At 40.8% G+C, this 15,642-nt stretch carries 13 protein-coding genes and 1 riboswitch; of the genes, 3 read left to right on the forward strand and 10 right to left on the reverse strand.

Features of this window, described 5'->3' with window-relative positions:
- Positions 1-26: 26 nt before the first annotated feature.
- The 8 genes from AC6CHU_RS23480 to AC6CHU_RS23515 form a co-directional block, all read right to left on the reverse strand.
- A complete protein-coding gene (locus AC6CHU_RS23480; protein WP_159864145.1) occupies positions 27-863 on the reverse strand; it encodes a sulfurtransferase in 837 nt (278 codons plus the stop codon).
- On the reverse strand, positions 860-1,051 hold the full coding sequence (locus AC6CHU_RS23485) for a hypothetical protein (protein WP_159864148.1): 192 nt from the start codon (positions 1,049-1,051) through the stop codon (positions 860-862). The genes AC6CHU_RS23480 and AC6CHU_RS23485 overlap by 4 nt, the downstream gene beginning before the upstream one ends.
- Positions 1,052-1,080: 29 nt before the next feature.
- Positions 1,081-1,830, reverse strand: a complete 750-nt coding sequence (locus tag AC6CHU_RS23490; RefSeq protein WP_159864151.1) for a nucleotidyltransferase domain-containing protein — start codon at positions 1,828-1,830, stop codon at positions 1,081-1,083.
- Positions 1,831-1,857: 27 nt separating this feature from the next.
- Entirely contained in the window at positions 1,858-5,520 is a 3,663-nt protein-coding gene (locus AC6CHU_RS23495) for a dynamin family protein (RefSeq protein WP_201306524.1), read from the reverse strand.
- Between the two features lie 403 nt (positions 5,521-5,923).
- Positions 5,924-6,487: an isoprenylcysteine carboxyl methyltransferase family protein gene (locus tag AC6CHU_RS23500; protein WP_498122927.1), complete on the reverse strand. Its 564-nt coding sequence runs from the start codon at positions 6,485-6,487 to the stop codon at positions 5,924-5,926.
- Positions 6,488-6,491: 4 nt separating this feature from the next.
- Positions 6,492-7,574, reverse strand: a complete 1,083-nt coding sequence (locus tag AC6CHU_RS23505) for a type III polyketide synthase (protein WP_159864160.1) — start codon at positions 7,572-7,574, stop codon at positions 6,492-6,494.
- A gap of 480 nt (positions 7,575-8,054) precedes the next feature.
- On the reverse strand, positions 8,055-9,365 hold the full coding sequence (locus AC6CHU_RS23510) for a nucleobase:cation symporter-2 family protein (RefSeq protein WP_159864163.1): 1,311 nt from the start codon (positions 9,363-9,365) through the stop codon (positions 8,055-8,057).
- Positions 9,362-9,964 carry a xanthine phosphoribosyltransferase gene (locus tag AC6CHU_RS23515; protein ID WP_159864166.1) on the reverse strand — a complete coding sequence of 201 codons (603 nt, stop codon included), beginning with the start codon at positions 9,962-9,964 and terminating at the stop codon, positions 9,362-9,364. Before AC6CHU_RS23515 ends, AC6CHU_RS23510 begins: the two co-directional genes overlap by 4 nt.
- Before the next feature lie 154 nt (positions 9,965-10,118).
- Positions 10,119-10,220: riboswitch (purine riboswitch) on the reverse strand.
- A 359-nt stretch (positions 10,221-10,579) separates the two neighbouring features.
- Here AC6CHU_RS23515 and AC6CHU_RS23520 point away from each other — a divergent pair.
- Genes AC6CHU_RS23520 through AC6CHU_RS23530 form a run of 3 tightly spaced genes read left to right on the forward strand, consistent with a single transcriptional unit; the run spans position 10,580 to position 12,882 of the window.
- A complete protein-coding gene (locus AC6CHU_RS23520; RefSeq protein ID WP_159864169.1) occupies positions 10,580-10,729 on the forward strand; it encodes a cytochrome c oxidase subunit 2A in 150 nt (49 codons plus the stop codon).
- Between the two features lie 21 nt (positions 10,730-10,750).
- On the forward strand, positions 10,751-11,227 hold the full coding sequence (locus tag AC6CHU_RS23525; protein ID WP_159864172.1) for a cytochrome c oxidase subunit II: 477 nt from the start codon (positions 10,751-10,753) through the stop codon (positions 11,225-11,227).
- A complete protein-coding gene (locus AC6CHU_RS23530; protein WP_159864175.1) occupies positions 11,227-12,882 on the forward strand; it encodes a b(o/a)3-type cytochrome-c oxidase subunit 1 in 1,656 nt (551 codons plus the stop codon). Before AC6CHU_RS23525 ends, AC6CHU_RS23530 begins: the two co-directional genes overlap by 1 nt.
- Positions 12,883-12,999: 117 nt before the next feature.
- On the opposite strand, the gene AC6CHU_RS23535 is transcribed toward AC6CHU_RS23530, so the two are convergent.
- On the reverse strand, positions 13,000-13,920 hold the full coding sequence (locus AC6CHU_RS23535) for a DMT family transporter (protein WP_159864178.1): 921 nt from the start codon (positions 13,918-13,920) through the stop codon (positions 13,000-13,002).
- 65 nt (positions 13,921-13,985) lie between these two features.
- Positions 13,986-15,497: a carboxypeptidase M32 gene (locus AC6CHU_RS23540; RefSeq protein WP_159864181.1), complete on the reverse strand. Its 1,512-nt coding sequence runs from the start codon at positions 15,495-15,497 to the stop codon at positions 13,986-13,988.
- Positions 15,498-15,642 lie beyond the last annotated feature (145 nt).

Here is a 15,642-nt window from a genome sequence, read left to right on the forward strand (position 1 = left end):
AAATCCCTTTTTTTAAAGGGATTTCACTATTTTTCGACAGTCTCTATATTATTGCTGTCATAAGAGATCCAATCACTGAAGCTTCCGGCATATAATTTAACATTTTTATAACCCGCTTCCTTTAAAGCTAGATAATTAGGTGCTGCTGTTACACCTGAGCCGCAATAAACGATTATGGGTTTGTCTTTATCAATCTCCGAAAATCGTATTTCCTGTTCACCTGCATCTTTAAATCTCCCATTTCTATATGCCTCAAGCCAAACTTTATTGACTGCCCCCGGAATATGGCCCGCTTTCTTATCAATCGGCTCCTCCTGCCCCAGGTATCTCTTTTCCTCTCTCGAGTCAATTAATACAGCACTGTCCTGATTTCCTGCTGCGCTTTTAACTTCGTCGTACGAGGCAACTATATCAGGCTGCAGTTCAATTTTAAAATCAGCTCTCTCAATGCTTGGAACTTCTTTAGATAGAGGATAATCGCTTTCTGTCCATTCCTTGAATCCTCCATTCAATACAAAAACATTCTCATGCCCTAAATACCTGAGCAGCCACCAGAACCTTGCTGCAAAGGCCCCTTCACCGCCGTCATAGGCGATAACTGTTGTATCTCTGCTGATTCCGGCTTGCTCAAGGACATTTTTTAATTGAGCTGGATCTGGCAGGGGGTGCCGGCCTCCGTGTTCCCTTACCGTACCTGACAAATCTTTCTCCAGATCAAAATACACGGCATTGGGAATATGATTATGTTCATATAAGCTGCGCCCTACATCAGGCGAACCTAGTTTAAAGCGGCAGTCAGCAATTCGGATTTTGGGATCATCCATTTTTGATAATACCCATTCCTTTTCTGCTAGATACTTCATGTAAGGTTTTCCCCTTTCCTCTTTTCCATCAGGCGTTTTATATGTTCCTTAGGTGTCCAGCAATTAAATTGATAGTCAGGCTTCGTTTCATAGCCCAGTCTGCTGCAAAAATAAACCATTCCGTCTTTACGTTTTTCAGGCTGGAAGTTTACGCAGGTTGCACATGCATGAAAAGAATTTTTCTCCATTTCTCTCCCTTTTCTTCCCCGAAAGTATTCTAAACATTCAGCAGTTCCCAGAGCCATTCATTCAGTCCGGATACCCTGCTTTTTCCTTTAGGGATTGAGTCAGCTGCTGCATAGAGCAGATCCCTTTCTGATACCAATTTCTCAGCCATTTGCTTTGCTAAAAGTTTCTGGATTACCCTCCCGCTTTGTTTTGCATGCACCAGGGTGCGATAAAAGCGAGTAAAATCATCCTCTTCTTTTAGGCTAAAGAGGCCAGTATATAAAAAATCCCCTTTTACATTGGTTTGCTTAAGCAGCTGCTTTGAAATGAGGCAGGCCCTTACTGCCTGAATCAGCAGCTTTTGTTTTTTTAACGTAAAATCATCTTTTTTCATCGCTTCACCAAGATTGCGGGAAAACAGCTGAATGTAATGCTGAAACAACTTAAATCTTGAATATTCTTCTTCTGCAAAACTCCTCAGCCTTTCGGAAAAGCCTTTCATATCCTTGTATATAATAGGCGAGTAAGCCCATTCGAATAAACTCGGATTGGATTTTTGCATAAGATCAAATGCTTTAAAGACATCCCAGCCGTGAGCATCATAGGGGGCATCTGTATTAATAACTTCTATTGTGCGTTCAAGGGAAAGGTATGCTTTCAGATTCCTATGTTTGAAAATGAAGCGGATATCATAATCTGAATCCGCTTCATCTGTCCCCCAGGCCCTGCTTCCTGCTTCACATGCAAAAAGGATGTCAATATTGTATTTTTCTTCAGCAGCGGAAAGCCATTTATCCATAAGAAAGCAGCAACCTTTCAATACCTTTTATGCGTACTGTGAAATCTTCCTCTCAATTTCTTTCAGCTCATCAATTGGGAAATCATCTTTTAAAGCAGCGGCAATTCCTTCATAATATTCGTTGTTCTGTTCAATCAGCAAATTGAGCATCCGCTCAAATTCAGTCATGAGCTGGCTGCTGTAATGGAATTTCAGTCTGCTGCTCTCAGCCTGCAGATAGCGTTCTGCAGGTTCCTGCAGATTCTTCTCTAGCTCATCCGCTAATTGTTTGCGTTCATTCTTTTCAAAAAATGATTTTGGATTTTTAAAGTAGGATAAAGCTTTTTTAAATTGATTAGGGTCTTCATTGGAAAATGCTGAATCAAATTCAATACTTTCCATTTTTAACGGCTCAAAGGTGCTAAAAGACAAATCACTGTTCACATTTGCGGCTCTCTTTGCAATAGTCTCCTGCTGCTGGCCAATCAGCTTGGAGATATAGGATTCAAGCCTTAATGTCGTTGCGCGAAGCTCCTGAGCAAAATCAAATCCAAAACTTGCAAGGAATTCATCAAGCGCCATCTTAAGCATTTTCTTTAAATTCCTGCCGTCATCCTTCAGAACTGAGGGGTTGAAGGTCTCTTTAACAAAGTCATAGAAACGCAGAAATACTCTTTGCTTAATGTAAAATACAAGCTCATCCGTTTCTTGTTCAAGCCTTTGGGACAGCAGTTCTGATTTTTGCCCGCGGATAATATCAGTAATCTTTTGATGCTCTTCTTCAATCTGTTTCAGCTTTTCAAACCTGACTTCCTTATCTTCCTGGGAAGAAGAAATATATGACCTGAGCTGTGCTAATAGGCGCTTCCACTCTGTTTCTGCAGATGAGATTGAAATATTCAGCAGGTCCTGATTAATAAAGGAATAAAAGCTTTTTTCAAAGGAACTGATATTGGACACTTCTTCTTTGCTGCTATCCAGCTTCTCTTCCAAAGCTTGGAGGCTTGAGATACCGGATAGATGCGGGCGGCGGATTCCGTATTGCACCAGCTGTTCTTCAACGTACTGGAGGACAGATTCTTTTTCTTCCTCATTATTGGCAAGGTCAATGGCATTAACGATAAAGAACATCTTATCAAGGGAGAAGGTATCCTTTACCCTCCCCAGCTGGATAAGGAACTCTCTATCGGCTTTTGAGAAGGCATGATTATAATAAGTGACAAAAAGGATTGCATCCGAGTTTTTTATATATTCAAATGCGACCCCGGTATGCCTCGCATTAATCGAATCTGCCCCAGGTGTGTCAACCAGGGTAATTCCCTGCCTTGTCAGTTCACAGTCAAAATAAACTTCAATCGTTTCAACAAAGCATGATTTTTCTTCATTGGCAACATAGTCCCTAAACTCCTCCAAATCAGCTTTTATGACTTTTCCAAGCCGATCTGCGAAGAAATCAAAGCCTTTCATAAATGCATTCAAAAATGCAAAGTGTGTCTTTTCATTCGCATCAAAATCCTGGCCTTCCCCAGTGATTTTCTTAATAGCTTCAGCAGCATCTCCGAAGTTTTCTGCAGAATAATCAAAGACCTTCAATGAATAATTGATATCATTTAAGAGAGTCTGTGAGTCCTTTACTTTTACTTGAACGGTTCCATGCTCATTTTCTGCCGTAACAGGTTTAATTTTGTTGATTGCAGCTGTGGTCGGATTTGGCGAAACCGGAAGCAGTTTATTCCCGATTAATGCATTGGCAAAGGAGGACTTACCTGCACTAAATGCACCAAAGAGGGCTACGGTGAATTCTTTGCTCTCAAGCCTTGAAGCTTGATCTGCCAAATCAGCTGCAAGCTTTCTGAAACCTGGAACTTCTTTTACGGCCTTCGCGGTGAATTGAAGCTTTTCAATTACAGGCTGAACAGAAACTGCTGGAACCGTTTCCCCTGCCGACTCTTCTTCCGCTGATTTTTCAGGCTTATTAAGCACCTTTTCCTTCTCCATTTTATCTTCATGCATGAAAATAACTTCTGCTTCCTCGACATCTTCTAAAGCAAGTATTCTGGTTTGCTCTTGAAATTCATCATGACCAAAGTCACCTGTTAGATAGACATTCATCTCTTCAGATGCCTTCTTAATTTTGTCATTAAGGGTTTTAATCGCACTCAGTGCATCAGCATAAGAAGAAAGCTCGCGAATTTCATTGGCCAGTTCAGTTTGATCGACGCGGTTATTTTCCTCAAGCGCTTCCAGAAGTGCATCCTTCAAGAAAGCAGCACTCTTTTTGGCAATTCTCTTTACTGCCTCTGCGGTGTCGTTTGTATACTGTAGAACATAATCTCCTGAAACCATGGCACCGGATTTTACCGTTTCAGCTAGAAGATCCGGTTCAAAAGAAAGCTTGAAGCTTTGTACTTGTGCCAGAATTTCTGAATGATGGATATTATGCTGCTTGAACTGATGTAAAAACAGCTCTTTTATATGCCACTCCAGCTGAGACTTTACCTTTTCTGAGAAGTCCTGATAAAAGCGCTCAAGCCGCAAGGACCGTTCCTGCTCCGTTTTCTGTCTGCTGAAAAATAAGCCAATTTTAAAGGAAGGCTGGCACGACTCTAGGTAAGATTCAGCCAGTTCCCTCGTCTGGAAAGGCATTAAGTAAGCGTTTTTTAAAATCTCATCAATCTTTCCAGTTAACTCAATATCTGCTTCATGTATGGAAGATTTCAGCTTATTAAGCTGACTCTCTAACTCTTGCAGCCTGCTTTCGAGCTGATACCGTTCATCCTGATTCAGCTCAGCCAATTTTCCTTCCCATTTATCCTTTTCAGCTGCATGGGATTCTTCTAAAAATGCCAGATGATCATCTGTTAACTTCTTTAAAGAATTAAATATAGATTGGGGCAAAAGCTCTTCACGGTTATCTATGCTGCTGTTGACAAAGTTCTGAAGATCTTTAAATTCATTTGCCTGGTGATTTTCGTCTCTTAACGTGGTGTAAAAGATCCGGGCTGGCTTTACTCCCCAGGATGCAAATGATTCCTTTACGCTATCTTTAAACTGGTCAAAGCTGAGTTCTTCATCACGATGTTTATCAATTTGATTGATGACAAGATAAACCTCTTTTCCAGCAGCGGTAAGCTCTTTTGTAAAAAGAAAATTTAATTCCGACTGGACATGATTATAATCCATTACGTAAAAAATAAGGTCAGCCAAATGAAGAGCAGATTCAGTAGCAATTCTATGCGCGTCATCTGTAGAGTCAATACCAGGTGTATCCATAATTACTGCCTTATTAGGCAACCTGGTTGCTGAATGGCTTATTTCGATGGATTGAATGGAATCGCCATCCTTGCAATAGGATTTTACCTGACCGTAATCATACGGAGCAGGATAAAGCCTTGGCTTTCCTTCCTTAAAAATAACTTTGGCATAATCTTCATCACCTGATTTTACTTTCACCAGGTTAGCACTGGTTGGAATCGGCGATGACGGAAGGAGATCCTCTCCGGCAAGCTTGTTAATCATACTCGATTTTCCCGCAGAAAAATGTCCGCAAAAAGCAATAGCAAATTCCTGGTCTTTTAGCTTAATTATGAGATCTTTCGCTCTTTTAGCTGTCTGGCTATCCCCATTTCTCTGGGCGAATGTATATATAGCAGTTATTCTGTTCATTATTTCAGTCTGCTGCAATCCTGGTTGCAAAATCGTGTCAGCCATTTCCATTAATCCCCTTGTAACTTTAATTTACTTCCTATTCTATATGATTTTCGATTATTTTCCTATATAGGACGGTTATTCTTTGATTTTTCTAATATTTCTCAGCTGAACTCAATTTATGATTTTATCCTATGTTCATTTGCTTGTATTTTCTCCAATCGAAAAAACAAAAACCAGGCGTCTGCCTGGTTCCAAAAGAATACTATTATCTTGTATGTGGTTTAGCAACGTTATTTAATACATGTTTCATAACAAGTGAATAGGCAGCGATTGTGCCAGCAACAAATAGAATTGTCATATGTAGCAACACCTTCCTGTTGGGAATGATATTGAGAATAATTTTCAAATTCAATTAAAAGTTTATCACGAACGATAATCATTTTCAATAGGGGTTTTTAAATTATCAAACTTTTTTAATATCTCTATTTAAGCAAGACCTTAACCGCAAAAATGTTTCTTCGTATTCTGTCAATTCCTTCAGTGCTTTTTCTTCGGCTGGTATTCTGACCGACAAAACCGCTATATTTAGCAGAGTAAATACAGCAGCTGTTATATAAGCCTGAAACATTAAAGGAATCACAAGAAATTCCGCAGCTACAATGGCGTAGTTCGGATGCTTTATAAACCGGTATGGCCCTCTTCTGACTACTTCAGCTCCCGGAAGGACAATGATTTTTGTATTCCAATATCTCCCTAAAGAATGAAGTGCCCATATCCTCACCGTCTGGGTAAGGAAGAACAGAGTCAGCAGTATGGGCCAAAATGGCGACAGATTTTTTTTAAAGATGATAACTTCCAGCAGATAGCAGACAAAAAAGGACGCATGAACCGCAACAATCCACCGATAATGCCTCTGGCCAAATTCCAGTGCGCCAATGCCTTTCATCCACTTTTCATTACGGCGGGCTAAAGCAAGCTCTGCCCCCCTCTGCAACATGATAATACTAATTAAAATTATGAACAGCATATATTCACCCCCATTCCAGCAGCAGCAATTCCGAGCTGAACCCCGGTCCGAGTGCAGTTGCAAGCCCGGTATCTCCCTGACTGCCGATCTCCATAAACCTTTTGAGTACGTATAGGATTGTTGCAGATGACATATTGCCGAACTCCTTTAATACATCAAGTGAAGTTTCTGTCATACCAGGATTGATTTGCAGCGCTTTCTGATAAGCATCAATCACTTTTTTACCTCCCGGATGGGCAACAAAATGGTTTATCTCTTCCATCTCCATCTCTTTGCTTCTTAGAAATTCAGTTACATTAGGCTTCAGCCATCCCTGTATTATGGATGGTATATCCTTTGAGAAAACCACATATAAACCGTCATTCTTCACTTCCCAACCCATTACATCCAGAGAATTTCGCATGGTTGTCGATTGGGTTCCCACAATTCTCGGAATGGATGACAGCTTTTGAAAATCTCTAAGCACCTCATCTCCAGTTATAAGTGCACATGCAGCACCGTCAGCAAAAAGAGACGTCCCGATAAGATTGCTCTTTGACCGGTCATTGCGCTGAAAGGTCAAACTGCATAATTCGATCGTTAACACCAGTACCTTTGCTTTCGGGAAAGCCAGGCAGTATTCATAGGCTCTTGAAAGGCCTGATGCGCCGCCGGCACAACCCAGTCCCCATATAGGAATTCGTTTCGCATGTTCAGAAAATGGAAGCTCATTCATAATTCTTGCTTCAATGCTCGGAGTGGCAATTCCTGAACTTGATATAGTAAAAATTGCATCAATTTCATCGTATGGAAGACTCCTGTTCAGGAATATGCTGTTTTCCAGACAAGACTTTACAGCCTTTGTTCCCAGTACAATAGCCTGTTCAATATATGCATTGTTTCGCTCTTCAAATGTTTTATCTGTTTTGAACCATTCCAGATCCTTTACAAAGTGCCGCTTCTCAATTTGGCCGTTCTGGAAAGCTTTTAATAGACGTTCAATATCCTTAAAAGAATCGGAAAATAAATCCCTGGCAAAATCCATAACCTGATCCTGTGTCAGTACATGTTCAGGTATTGCTTCTGCAACAGATACAATTGCTGGCATACGTGACTCTCCTTCATTTGCTTTCTGTTAATTTTTCCAAATAAAAGCAATTTATGTTTCAAGAACAAAAAAAAGCTCCCTCCAATAGGAGGAAGCAATGTGTTTTGAAGGAGTTGTTGTGCATCTTAATTATAAATGAATAACAAAGTGAATAGCATTACTAAAACTTTTCCAATTATCGTTTTCGTGCTGCGTCCACCATGGAGCGCTGCCGGCGATTGAGCCAGTTATTCTGATGCATTTAATCCATTATTATTTTTATGATGCTTTTGAACTTCTATATATATTCTTTTCGTAACAAGGATACCGCAAGCAGAACAAACCTCTTCTTTATTATATAAAAGCCGGCAATTATCACAATAATATTTCTCCACCACATTCCACTCTCTTTCGTGCGAGAAACAATCGCTTCGAAAATGTAAAATACCGATAGATTATTATATTGTTTTCCAAAATTATTGTGATTGCCGCAAAACAGAATTATGAAGCCTTTTGCTCTGCAAAAGATGCATGTTGAACTGCTTTTTTTCCCTTAACAACATTGAATACGATATTTAATAGAATAGCTGTCACACTCCCTGCCACGATCCCGTTATCTGTCAGTATACGCACACTTGAAGGCATCTGCGCGAATAATTCAGGAACAGCTGTTACTCCAAGCCCCATCCCGACAGAGCAGGCAATGATCAATAAATTTTCCTGCGAGGAGAACTCCACTTTGCTGAGCATTTTTATTCCATAAGCTACTACCATACCGAACATAGCCACCATTGCGCCTCCTAATACCGGTGTTGGAATTATCGTCGTCAATGCACCGATTTTCGGAACCAGCCCAAGCAGTACAAGAAAAGCTCCTGCTGTATAGATGACATTCTTTGTTTTTACGCCTGACAGCTGAAGAAGTCCTACGTTTTGAGAATAGGTTGTATATGGAAAAGCATTAAAGACAGCACCAAGGATAATAGCAAGCCCTTCGGCACGATACCCATTTGACAAATCTTTTTCTTCCAGTTTTTCTTCACAAATATCTCCCAGGGCAAAATATACGCCCGTAGATTCTACTAAACTGACCATTGCTACTAGAATCATTGTCAGGATGGCTGTCACCTCAAATGTCGGCATGCCGAAATAAAAAGGTGATGGCATATGAAACCAGGAAGCTTCTCCAACTGCTGAGAAATCTACCATTCCCATAAAAAACGCTGTAATAGTGCCGGCCGCCAGACCAAGCAAAATGGCAATGGCACGAATAAAGCCTTTGAAGAATCGGAAAAGAATAATGATGAACAGCAAGGTTCCGAAAGCCAATGAGATGTTTGTCATGGAACCAAAGTCAGGGCTTCCCTGTCCTCCAGCCATGTTGTTCATTGCAACAGGAATTAGCGTAATTCCAATAATGGTAACGACCGACCCTGTTACCACTGGAGGAAAAAATTTCACCAGTTTTCCAAAATATTTTGAAACAGCTACAACAAAAATGCCGGAAACCAGTATTGAACCATAGATTGCCGGTATTCCATACTGACCGCCAATCGCAATCATTGGTCCTACAGCCGTAAATGTGCAGCCAAGAACAACTGGAAGACCAATCCCAAAAAATCTGCTGCGCCATACTTGAAGAAGCGTTGCAATACCGCACATAAAAATATCAATTGAAACAAGATAGGTAAGCTGCTCCCCTGTTAATCCCAGTGCTCCTCCTACAATCAATGGCACAATTACTGCGCCTGCATACATAGCAAGGACATGCTGAATTCCAAGGGAAGCAATTTTAACCGGATTCTGATTCATCGCATTGATTCCTCCATTTTCTTCGCTGATTTTTCAAAGCTGATTATTCCGCCTTCAAGTGACTCAATAATTGCCAGGGAATCAACCCGGAATCCCTTTTCCCTCAGCAGCTTTCCGCCATTTTGAAAGCCTTTTTCGATAACGATGCCAATCCCTGCAATCGATGATCCCGCTTTTTCAGCTATTTCTGCAAGACCTAATGCCGCCTGTCCATTCGCTAGAAAATCATCGATTATAAGAACATTATCTTCTTCTGAGAGATATTTCTTTGAAACAGAGATTTCACTTGTTTCTTCCTTAGTGAACGAATAGACTGGGGCTGTAATCAGGTCATTTACCAGTGTAAGAGATTTTCTTTTCCTCGCAAATACTACTGGGACATTTAACTCGAGCCCCGCCATTACAGCTGGCGCAATCCCCGAAGATTCGATAGTCAATATTTTTGTAATCCCGCTTCTTGAGTATCTATCTGCAAATTCTTTGCCGACTTCAAACATAAGCTGTGGATCTATCTGGTGGTTCAGAAAAGAATCCACCTTTAAAACTGTCGGCGATAAAACGATCCCTTCGCGCTTTATTTTTTCAATAAGCATATCCATTTTGCATCCTCCTCTATGATAGATAGCCTTCAATTACTCATTTCAGCCAAATAAAAAGCCTGAAGCCCATCGCATTCACAACATAAAAATGAGTGAAGCAATGGCCTTCAGGCTAATGATTTAAGCTGCAGGCAAACAAGGATGGCATATAGCGTCCTGTACATTGCTCACTCATAGTCGGATTATTTACGGTACCCCGGTAGAAACTTGCGAGCCATATCCTCGCGATTATATGAGTGAATGTTATTAATTTATTAACATTATAACACCATCTACTAATACTTCAATCAAAAATTTACCCAAATACGAACTAAACAAGATATTACCAAAAATAACGTTCGTTAATCAGATAATTCACCCTTTTCTTTACATTCATTAAGAATAATTCACTGTCCTTTTTAAGCTCAATTAAACCTTCACATTTTTTTCACAAATTACAGATGTGTTTTGTGATTTAAATCACTTAAATATCAATTTTTCACCATTATCATAGTGTTTAAGTTACGAATGAACAATTTGTGAACTCACTAAAATCATCTAGAATCTCCCTAAATGTTTTGTATTATGAAAGTGTAATCATTTACTTTTTCCAATTTTCGAAAGGAGTGAAGGAAAATGGCGAAAACGGAACTCAGCCGCAAAACAAAAACTGAAATAGAGGATCGCTCCTCCTTAAAGGGAACGTTAGCTTCCGTTTTCTTATTAGGATTCTTCCTTGTAATGACATGGGTAGGCGTTTATTTATTATTTATCAGCCGCTTTTAAAGTTAGAAAGGGGAAAAAGCCATGCATATGCATAAGTTTGAAAAGGCCTGGCTCATTTTTGGAATCGGATCGCTGCTTGTTTTTCTAACAGTTCTGGGAGTGAGCGCATTTTACCTGGGTAATCAGCCCCCGAGCTGTTTGGCTACCATTGATCCTGAAAAAGTCGATTCTACCGTTCCATTTAATGAGCCTGGATTGAAAAAGGCAGAAGGAAAAGATTGGGATTACGAATTGGTATACGTAGCATCTGCTTTTTCCTATAGCCCAGCCGAAGTGGAGGTTCCATATGGCGCTAAAGTGAAAATTATCGCTACAACCAAAGACGTCGTCCACGGTTTTGAAGTTGCGGGATCAAACATCAACATGATGCTTGAACCAGGCTATATCAGTGAACATGTTACAACCTTTGATAAAAAAGGCGAATACCTGATTGTATGTAATGAATACTGCGGTGTTGGTCACCACATGATGTCTTCTAAAATTAAGGTGGTGGAATAATGTTTAATCCTTCAGCAAAATTAAAAGTTGACCCACGTGACGGAAAATTGGCAATGGCCCACTTTTTCGTTGCCTTTACTGCCTTAGCAATAGGCGGCTTAGCCGGTTTATTGCAGACTTTGGTCCGCTCCGGTAAATTCGAGCTTCCTGCAGGCATCGGATATTACCAGATTCTCACGGTTCATGGTGTTGTCCTCGGACTTGTACTTACTACCTTTTTTATAATGGGATTCCAGATCGCTGCAACAAGCAAAACATCAGGGGCCTTTACGAAAAAACAGCGTATTGCCGGCTGGACCGGTTTCTGGCTGATGACGGCGGGAACTGTTCTTGCAGCTGTTATGATCCTGCTGAATGAAGCAACAGTTCTATATACTTTCTATGCTCCTCTTCAAGCACATGCTTTGTATTATATCGGATTAACACTTGTTATAGTGGGAAGCTGGATTGACGGGGCATCAATCATTATGAAGTATGCAGAATGGCGGAGGAAAAATCCCGGTAAACCAAGTCCATTATTAACCTTCATGTCGCTGGTCAACACAATGATGTGGATTGTAGCGACAATCGGTGTAGCAGCTACAGTTCTTTTCCAGCTGCTTCCTTGGTCATTGGGATTTGTTGAAACGGTAAATATTGGAGTCAGCCGAACTCTATTCTGGTATTTCGGACATCCGCTTGTATACTTCTGGCTATTGCCGGCTTATATGGCCTGGTATGTTGTAATTCCAAAAGTCATCGGCGGAAAGGTTTTCTCTGACTCATTAGCACGTTTGTCTTTTATATTATTCCTGCTGTTCTCCATCCCTGTCGGATTTCACCATCAATTAATGGAGCCAGGCATTGACCCGGCATGGAAATTCCTGCAGGTAATTCTGACATTCCTTGTTGTCATTCCATCTTTAATGACTGCATTTTCTTTGTTTGCTACTTTCGAAAGCTTTGGCCGTTCAAAAGGGGCTACAGGGTTATTCGGCTGGGTTAAGAAACTTCCTTGGGGAGATGCACGATTTGCCGTGCCGTTCATTGGGATGATTGCCTTTATTCCTGCGGGTGCAGGCGGGATCGTCAACGCCTCTCACCAGATGAACCAGGTTGTTCATAACACCATTTGGGTAACCGGCCACTTTCACTTAACAGTAGCAACATCTGTAGTACTTACATTTTTTGGGGTTTCTTACTGGCTGATTCCTCATCTGACAGGAAGAACATTAACCAAAGCAATGAATAAATTAGGAATCATCCAGGCAGTTATCTGGGCAATCGGCATGACTTTCATGTCTGGCGCCATGCATGCTGCAGGCCTTCTGGGAGCGCCGCGCCGTTCGTCCTACTCTGAATATGGCGGAGCAGCACAAGCAGCAGAATGGATTCCCTACCAGGTCGCACAGGCAATCGGCGGATCTATACTATTCATTGGCATTATTTTAATGATCTATATCTTTATCAACCTTGCATTCTTCGCACCAAAGGGCGAGCAGGAGTTCCCTGTCGGAGAAGCAGCTGATGAAGCTGAAAAAGCGCCGATGGTATTCGAAAACTGGAAGCTTTGGCTCGGAATTACAGTTGTTCTTATTCTATTTGCCTACACTATCCCGTTTATAGACTTAATACAAAATGCACCTCCAGGAGCTAAAGGGTATAAGCTTTGGTAAAAGGAAAGGCTTGCCCCGGCTCTTCCAGGAGTAAGGCGCAGAAGCTAGACAGTATTATAGTTCAAACTTTCATACCCGCTGATAAAAAACACTCCGCTCCAGTTGGATCGGAGTGTATTAATGTCCGGGCCCGCTGGAGTCAGCCGCCATTCCTGATTTCTTTCTTCTTGCAGGCAAATTCACAATAATAACTGAGCTGAGAATCAGCACTGCACCGGCAATCTGCACTGCACCTAGATTTTCTCCGAAAAGCGTCACACCTAAAAGCATAGCCACAACTGGTTCAACTGTAGCAATAACAGCTGCTTTGCTCCCATCTGTTTTTTCCAGTCCCCATGTGTACACAAAATAGGCGAGGACCGTAGGCACAAACCCCAAACCAATACTAAGCAGCAAAACCTCAATGTTCAAGAAGACTGAGGCTTTTGTCCATAGCTTTGTGACCGGGATCATAAATACAGAAGCAATAACGAATGTATAAAGCGTTACAGTAAAGGGCTGATATTTTCTTAAAGCAAATTTCCCGAAAATTGTATAAAGTGCATAGCCAAACCCTGCACCTAATCCCGTCAAAATTCCAACGAGAGTAATTTCACTGCTGCCCGCTGATAATCCGGCAACTAAAATGCAGCCCACAATGGTGCCTGCTACAGCTGCAATCTTTCTTAGATCGATCCCTTCCTTTAGAAACAGGTAAGATAATACAGTCACAAAAGCCGGAGCTGTGTAAAGCAGAACGACTGCCAGGGAAATACTGATTTGGTTCATTGCAGTGAAATAACAATAATTAAAAAAGACGATGCTCAATATTCCGGTCCCGGCAAAAAATTGGATGTCAGAGACAGATTCCAGTTTAAAACAGTTTCGGAAACGCATAATCCCGAAAAGCATGAGAAATATGGCCGCAAATAAAACTCTCACAGCGACAATTTCCATAGCTGAGAATCCATATTCCCCTAGCCCTTTTACAAATACAGCAATTATGCCCCATAGACTTGCTCCAAATGCAATCATTAGGAATGGAAGTAGTTTCTTCATTATTTCTCTCCATGAAGTAAGAGGATGGCTGAAGCCACCCCCCTGCTAATTTTATGATTGAGCAATTATTTCAGCTGATACACTTTACCGTACTTATCATACAGATAGTCAATTAAATGCTGTGCATTCAGGCCTTCCCCTGTTACCTCATTTAAGATTTCAAGCGGTTTTTTCATTTTGCCAAACTGGTGCACATTTTTGTTAAACCACTCTTTAACTGGCAGCAAATTGCCTGATTCAAGTAATTCATCAAAGTTTGGCAAGTCCTTTAACATGCTGTTTTTCAGCTGAGCTGCATACATATATCCCAAGGCATATGAAGGGAAATAACCGAAGCTTCCCCCTGCCCAGTGAACATCCTGCAGAACGCCTTCTCCGTTATTTTCTGGCTTTACTCCCAGGTATTGTTCATATTTTTCATTCCAAATAGCTGGAAGGTCTTTAACTTCAATTTCATCGTTAAACAAGCCTTTTTCAATTTCATAACGTATGATGATATGAAGCGGATACGTTAATTCGTCTGCTTCAATACGGATTAATGATGGCTTTGATTCATTAATTGCACGGTAAAAAGCATCTATTGATACATCATCAAATTGACCGCTTCCATGTTCTTTAAGGAGGTCATAATTCTTTTTCCAGAAAGAAAAATGTCTTCCGACAAAGTTTTCATAAAATAATGATTGTGATTCATGAATTCCCATTGATGTTCCAGAGCATAACGGCGTTCCAACCAGATCAGGAGAAATATTTTGTTCATAAAGAGCATGCCCGCCTTCATGAATCGTCCCAAATACCGCTGTCCGGAAATCAGTTTCATCATACTTTGTTGTCACTCGGACATCACCAGGATTTAATCCTGTTGCAAAAGGATGAACGGTTTCATCGAGACGTCCCGCTTTAAAGTTATATCCCATTTGATCAAGAATTTTAAGACTGAACTCCCGCTGTTTGTCCTTTGTAAAATGTTTGAATAAAAAGCTTGTGTCAGGTTTATTTTGTGATTCAGAAATTTGCTGAACAAGCGGCACAATTTTTTCCCTCAGCTGCCCGAACACTTTATCTAGCGTTTCAACGGTGACACCAGGTTCATACATATCCAGCAGAGTATTATATTTGTTTCCCTCGTATCCCCAATAAGAAATGAATCTCTTATTCATCTCAACAAGCTTTTCCAAATATGGCTGGAACGTTTCAAAATCTGAGCGTGCCTTTGCATCTTCCCAAATGTTTTCAGCCTTGGATTGCAGAATGACATATTCAGTATATTCCTCTGCAGGAATTTTTTTATTGCGGTCATAATCCTTCTTGCATTCTTCCAGTGTCTTTAATGTTATTTCAGCAAGGTTTTCCTGGCCTGAAAGTTTTGCTATGTATGCTGCCATTTCCTCAGAAGTTGACATTCTGAACACTTCTGAAGAGATCATTCCAATTACTTCCGAGCGCTGTTCCATACCCTGCCTGGGTGCGCCGGTCCGCATATCCCAATACATCAGCCCGATCGCTTCATTATATGCTGTCATTTTTTTGACATACTCAAGGAATTGCAGTTCTGTCTGTTTTAGTGATTCTGCCATAAATTTTCCCCCTTTGTATCTATTACAGTATCATTTTATCATATTTTTCTGAAAAGGCAGTCTCAATAATCTTATTCTCCTGCTGCTCTTGGGCTGTTTTTCTTTTTCACCTGGCTGGCAAAGAGTTATAATGATGGTAAGTGAA

This window comes from Cytobacillus sp. GQ23 (assembly GCF_059758675.1).

Bases quoted from the DNA above. Each gene is read 5' to 3' on its own strand.
- AC6CHU_RS23535 (WP_159864178.1), bottom strand. From the start codon at position 13,920: ATGAAGAAACTACTTCCATTCCTAATGATTGCATTTGGAGCAAGTCTA.
- AC6CHU_RS23515 (WP_159864166.1), bottom strand. From the start codon at position 9,964: ATGGATATGCTTATTGAAAAAATAAAGCGCGAAGGGATCGTTTTATCG.
- AC6CHU_RS23500 (WP_498122927.1), bottom strand. From the start codon at position 6,487: ATGCTGTTCATAATTTTAATTAGTATTATCATGTTGCAGAGGGGGGCA.
- AC6CHU_RS23530 (WP_159864175.1), top strand. From the start codon at position 11,227: ATGTTTAATCCTTCAGCAAAATTAAAAGTTGACCCACGTGACGGAAAA.
- AC6CHU_RS23505 (WP_159864160.1), bottom strand. From the start codon at position 7,574: ATGCCAGCAATTGTATCTGTTGCAGAAGCAATACCTGAACATGTACTG.
- AC6CHU_RS23525 (WP_159864172.1), top strand. From the start codon at position 10,751: ATGCATATGCATAAGTTTGAAAAGGCCTGGCTCATTTTTGGAATCGGA.
- AC6CHU_RS23495 (WP_201306524.1), bottom strand. From the start codon at position 5,520: ATGGCTGACACGATTTTGCAACCAGGATTGCAGCAGACTGAAATAATG.
- AC6CHU_RS23485 (WP_159864148.1), bottom strand. From the start codon at position 1,051: ATGGAGAAAAATTCTTTTCATGCATGTGCAACCTGCGTAAACTTCCAG.
- AC6CHU_RS23540 (WP_159864181.1), bottom strand. From the start codon at position 15,497: ATGGCAGAATCACTAAAACAGACAGAACTGCAATTCCTTGAGTATGTC.
- AC6CHU_RS23490 (WP_159864151.1), bottom strand. From the start codon at position 1,830: ATGGATAAATGGCTTTCCGCTGCTGAAGAAAAATACAATATTGACATC.
- AC6CHU_RS23510 (WP_159864163.1), bottom strand. From the start codon at position 9,365: ATGAATCAGAATCCGGTTAAAATTGCTTCCCTTGGAATTCAGCATGTC.
- AC6CHU_RS23480 (WP_159864145.1), bottom strand. From the start codon at position 863: ATGAAGTATCTAGCAGAAAAGGAATGGGTATTATCAAAAATGGATGAT.
- AC6CHU_RS23520 (WP_159864169.1), top strand. From the start codon at position 10,580: ATGGCGAAAACGGAACTCAGCCGCAAAACAAAAACTGAAATAGAGGAT.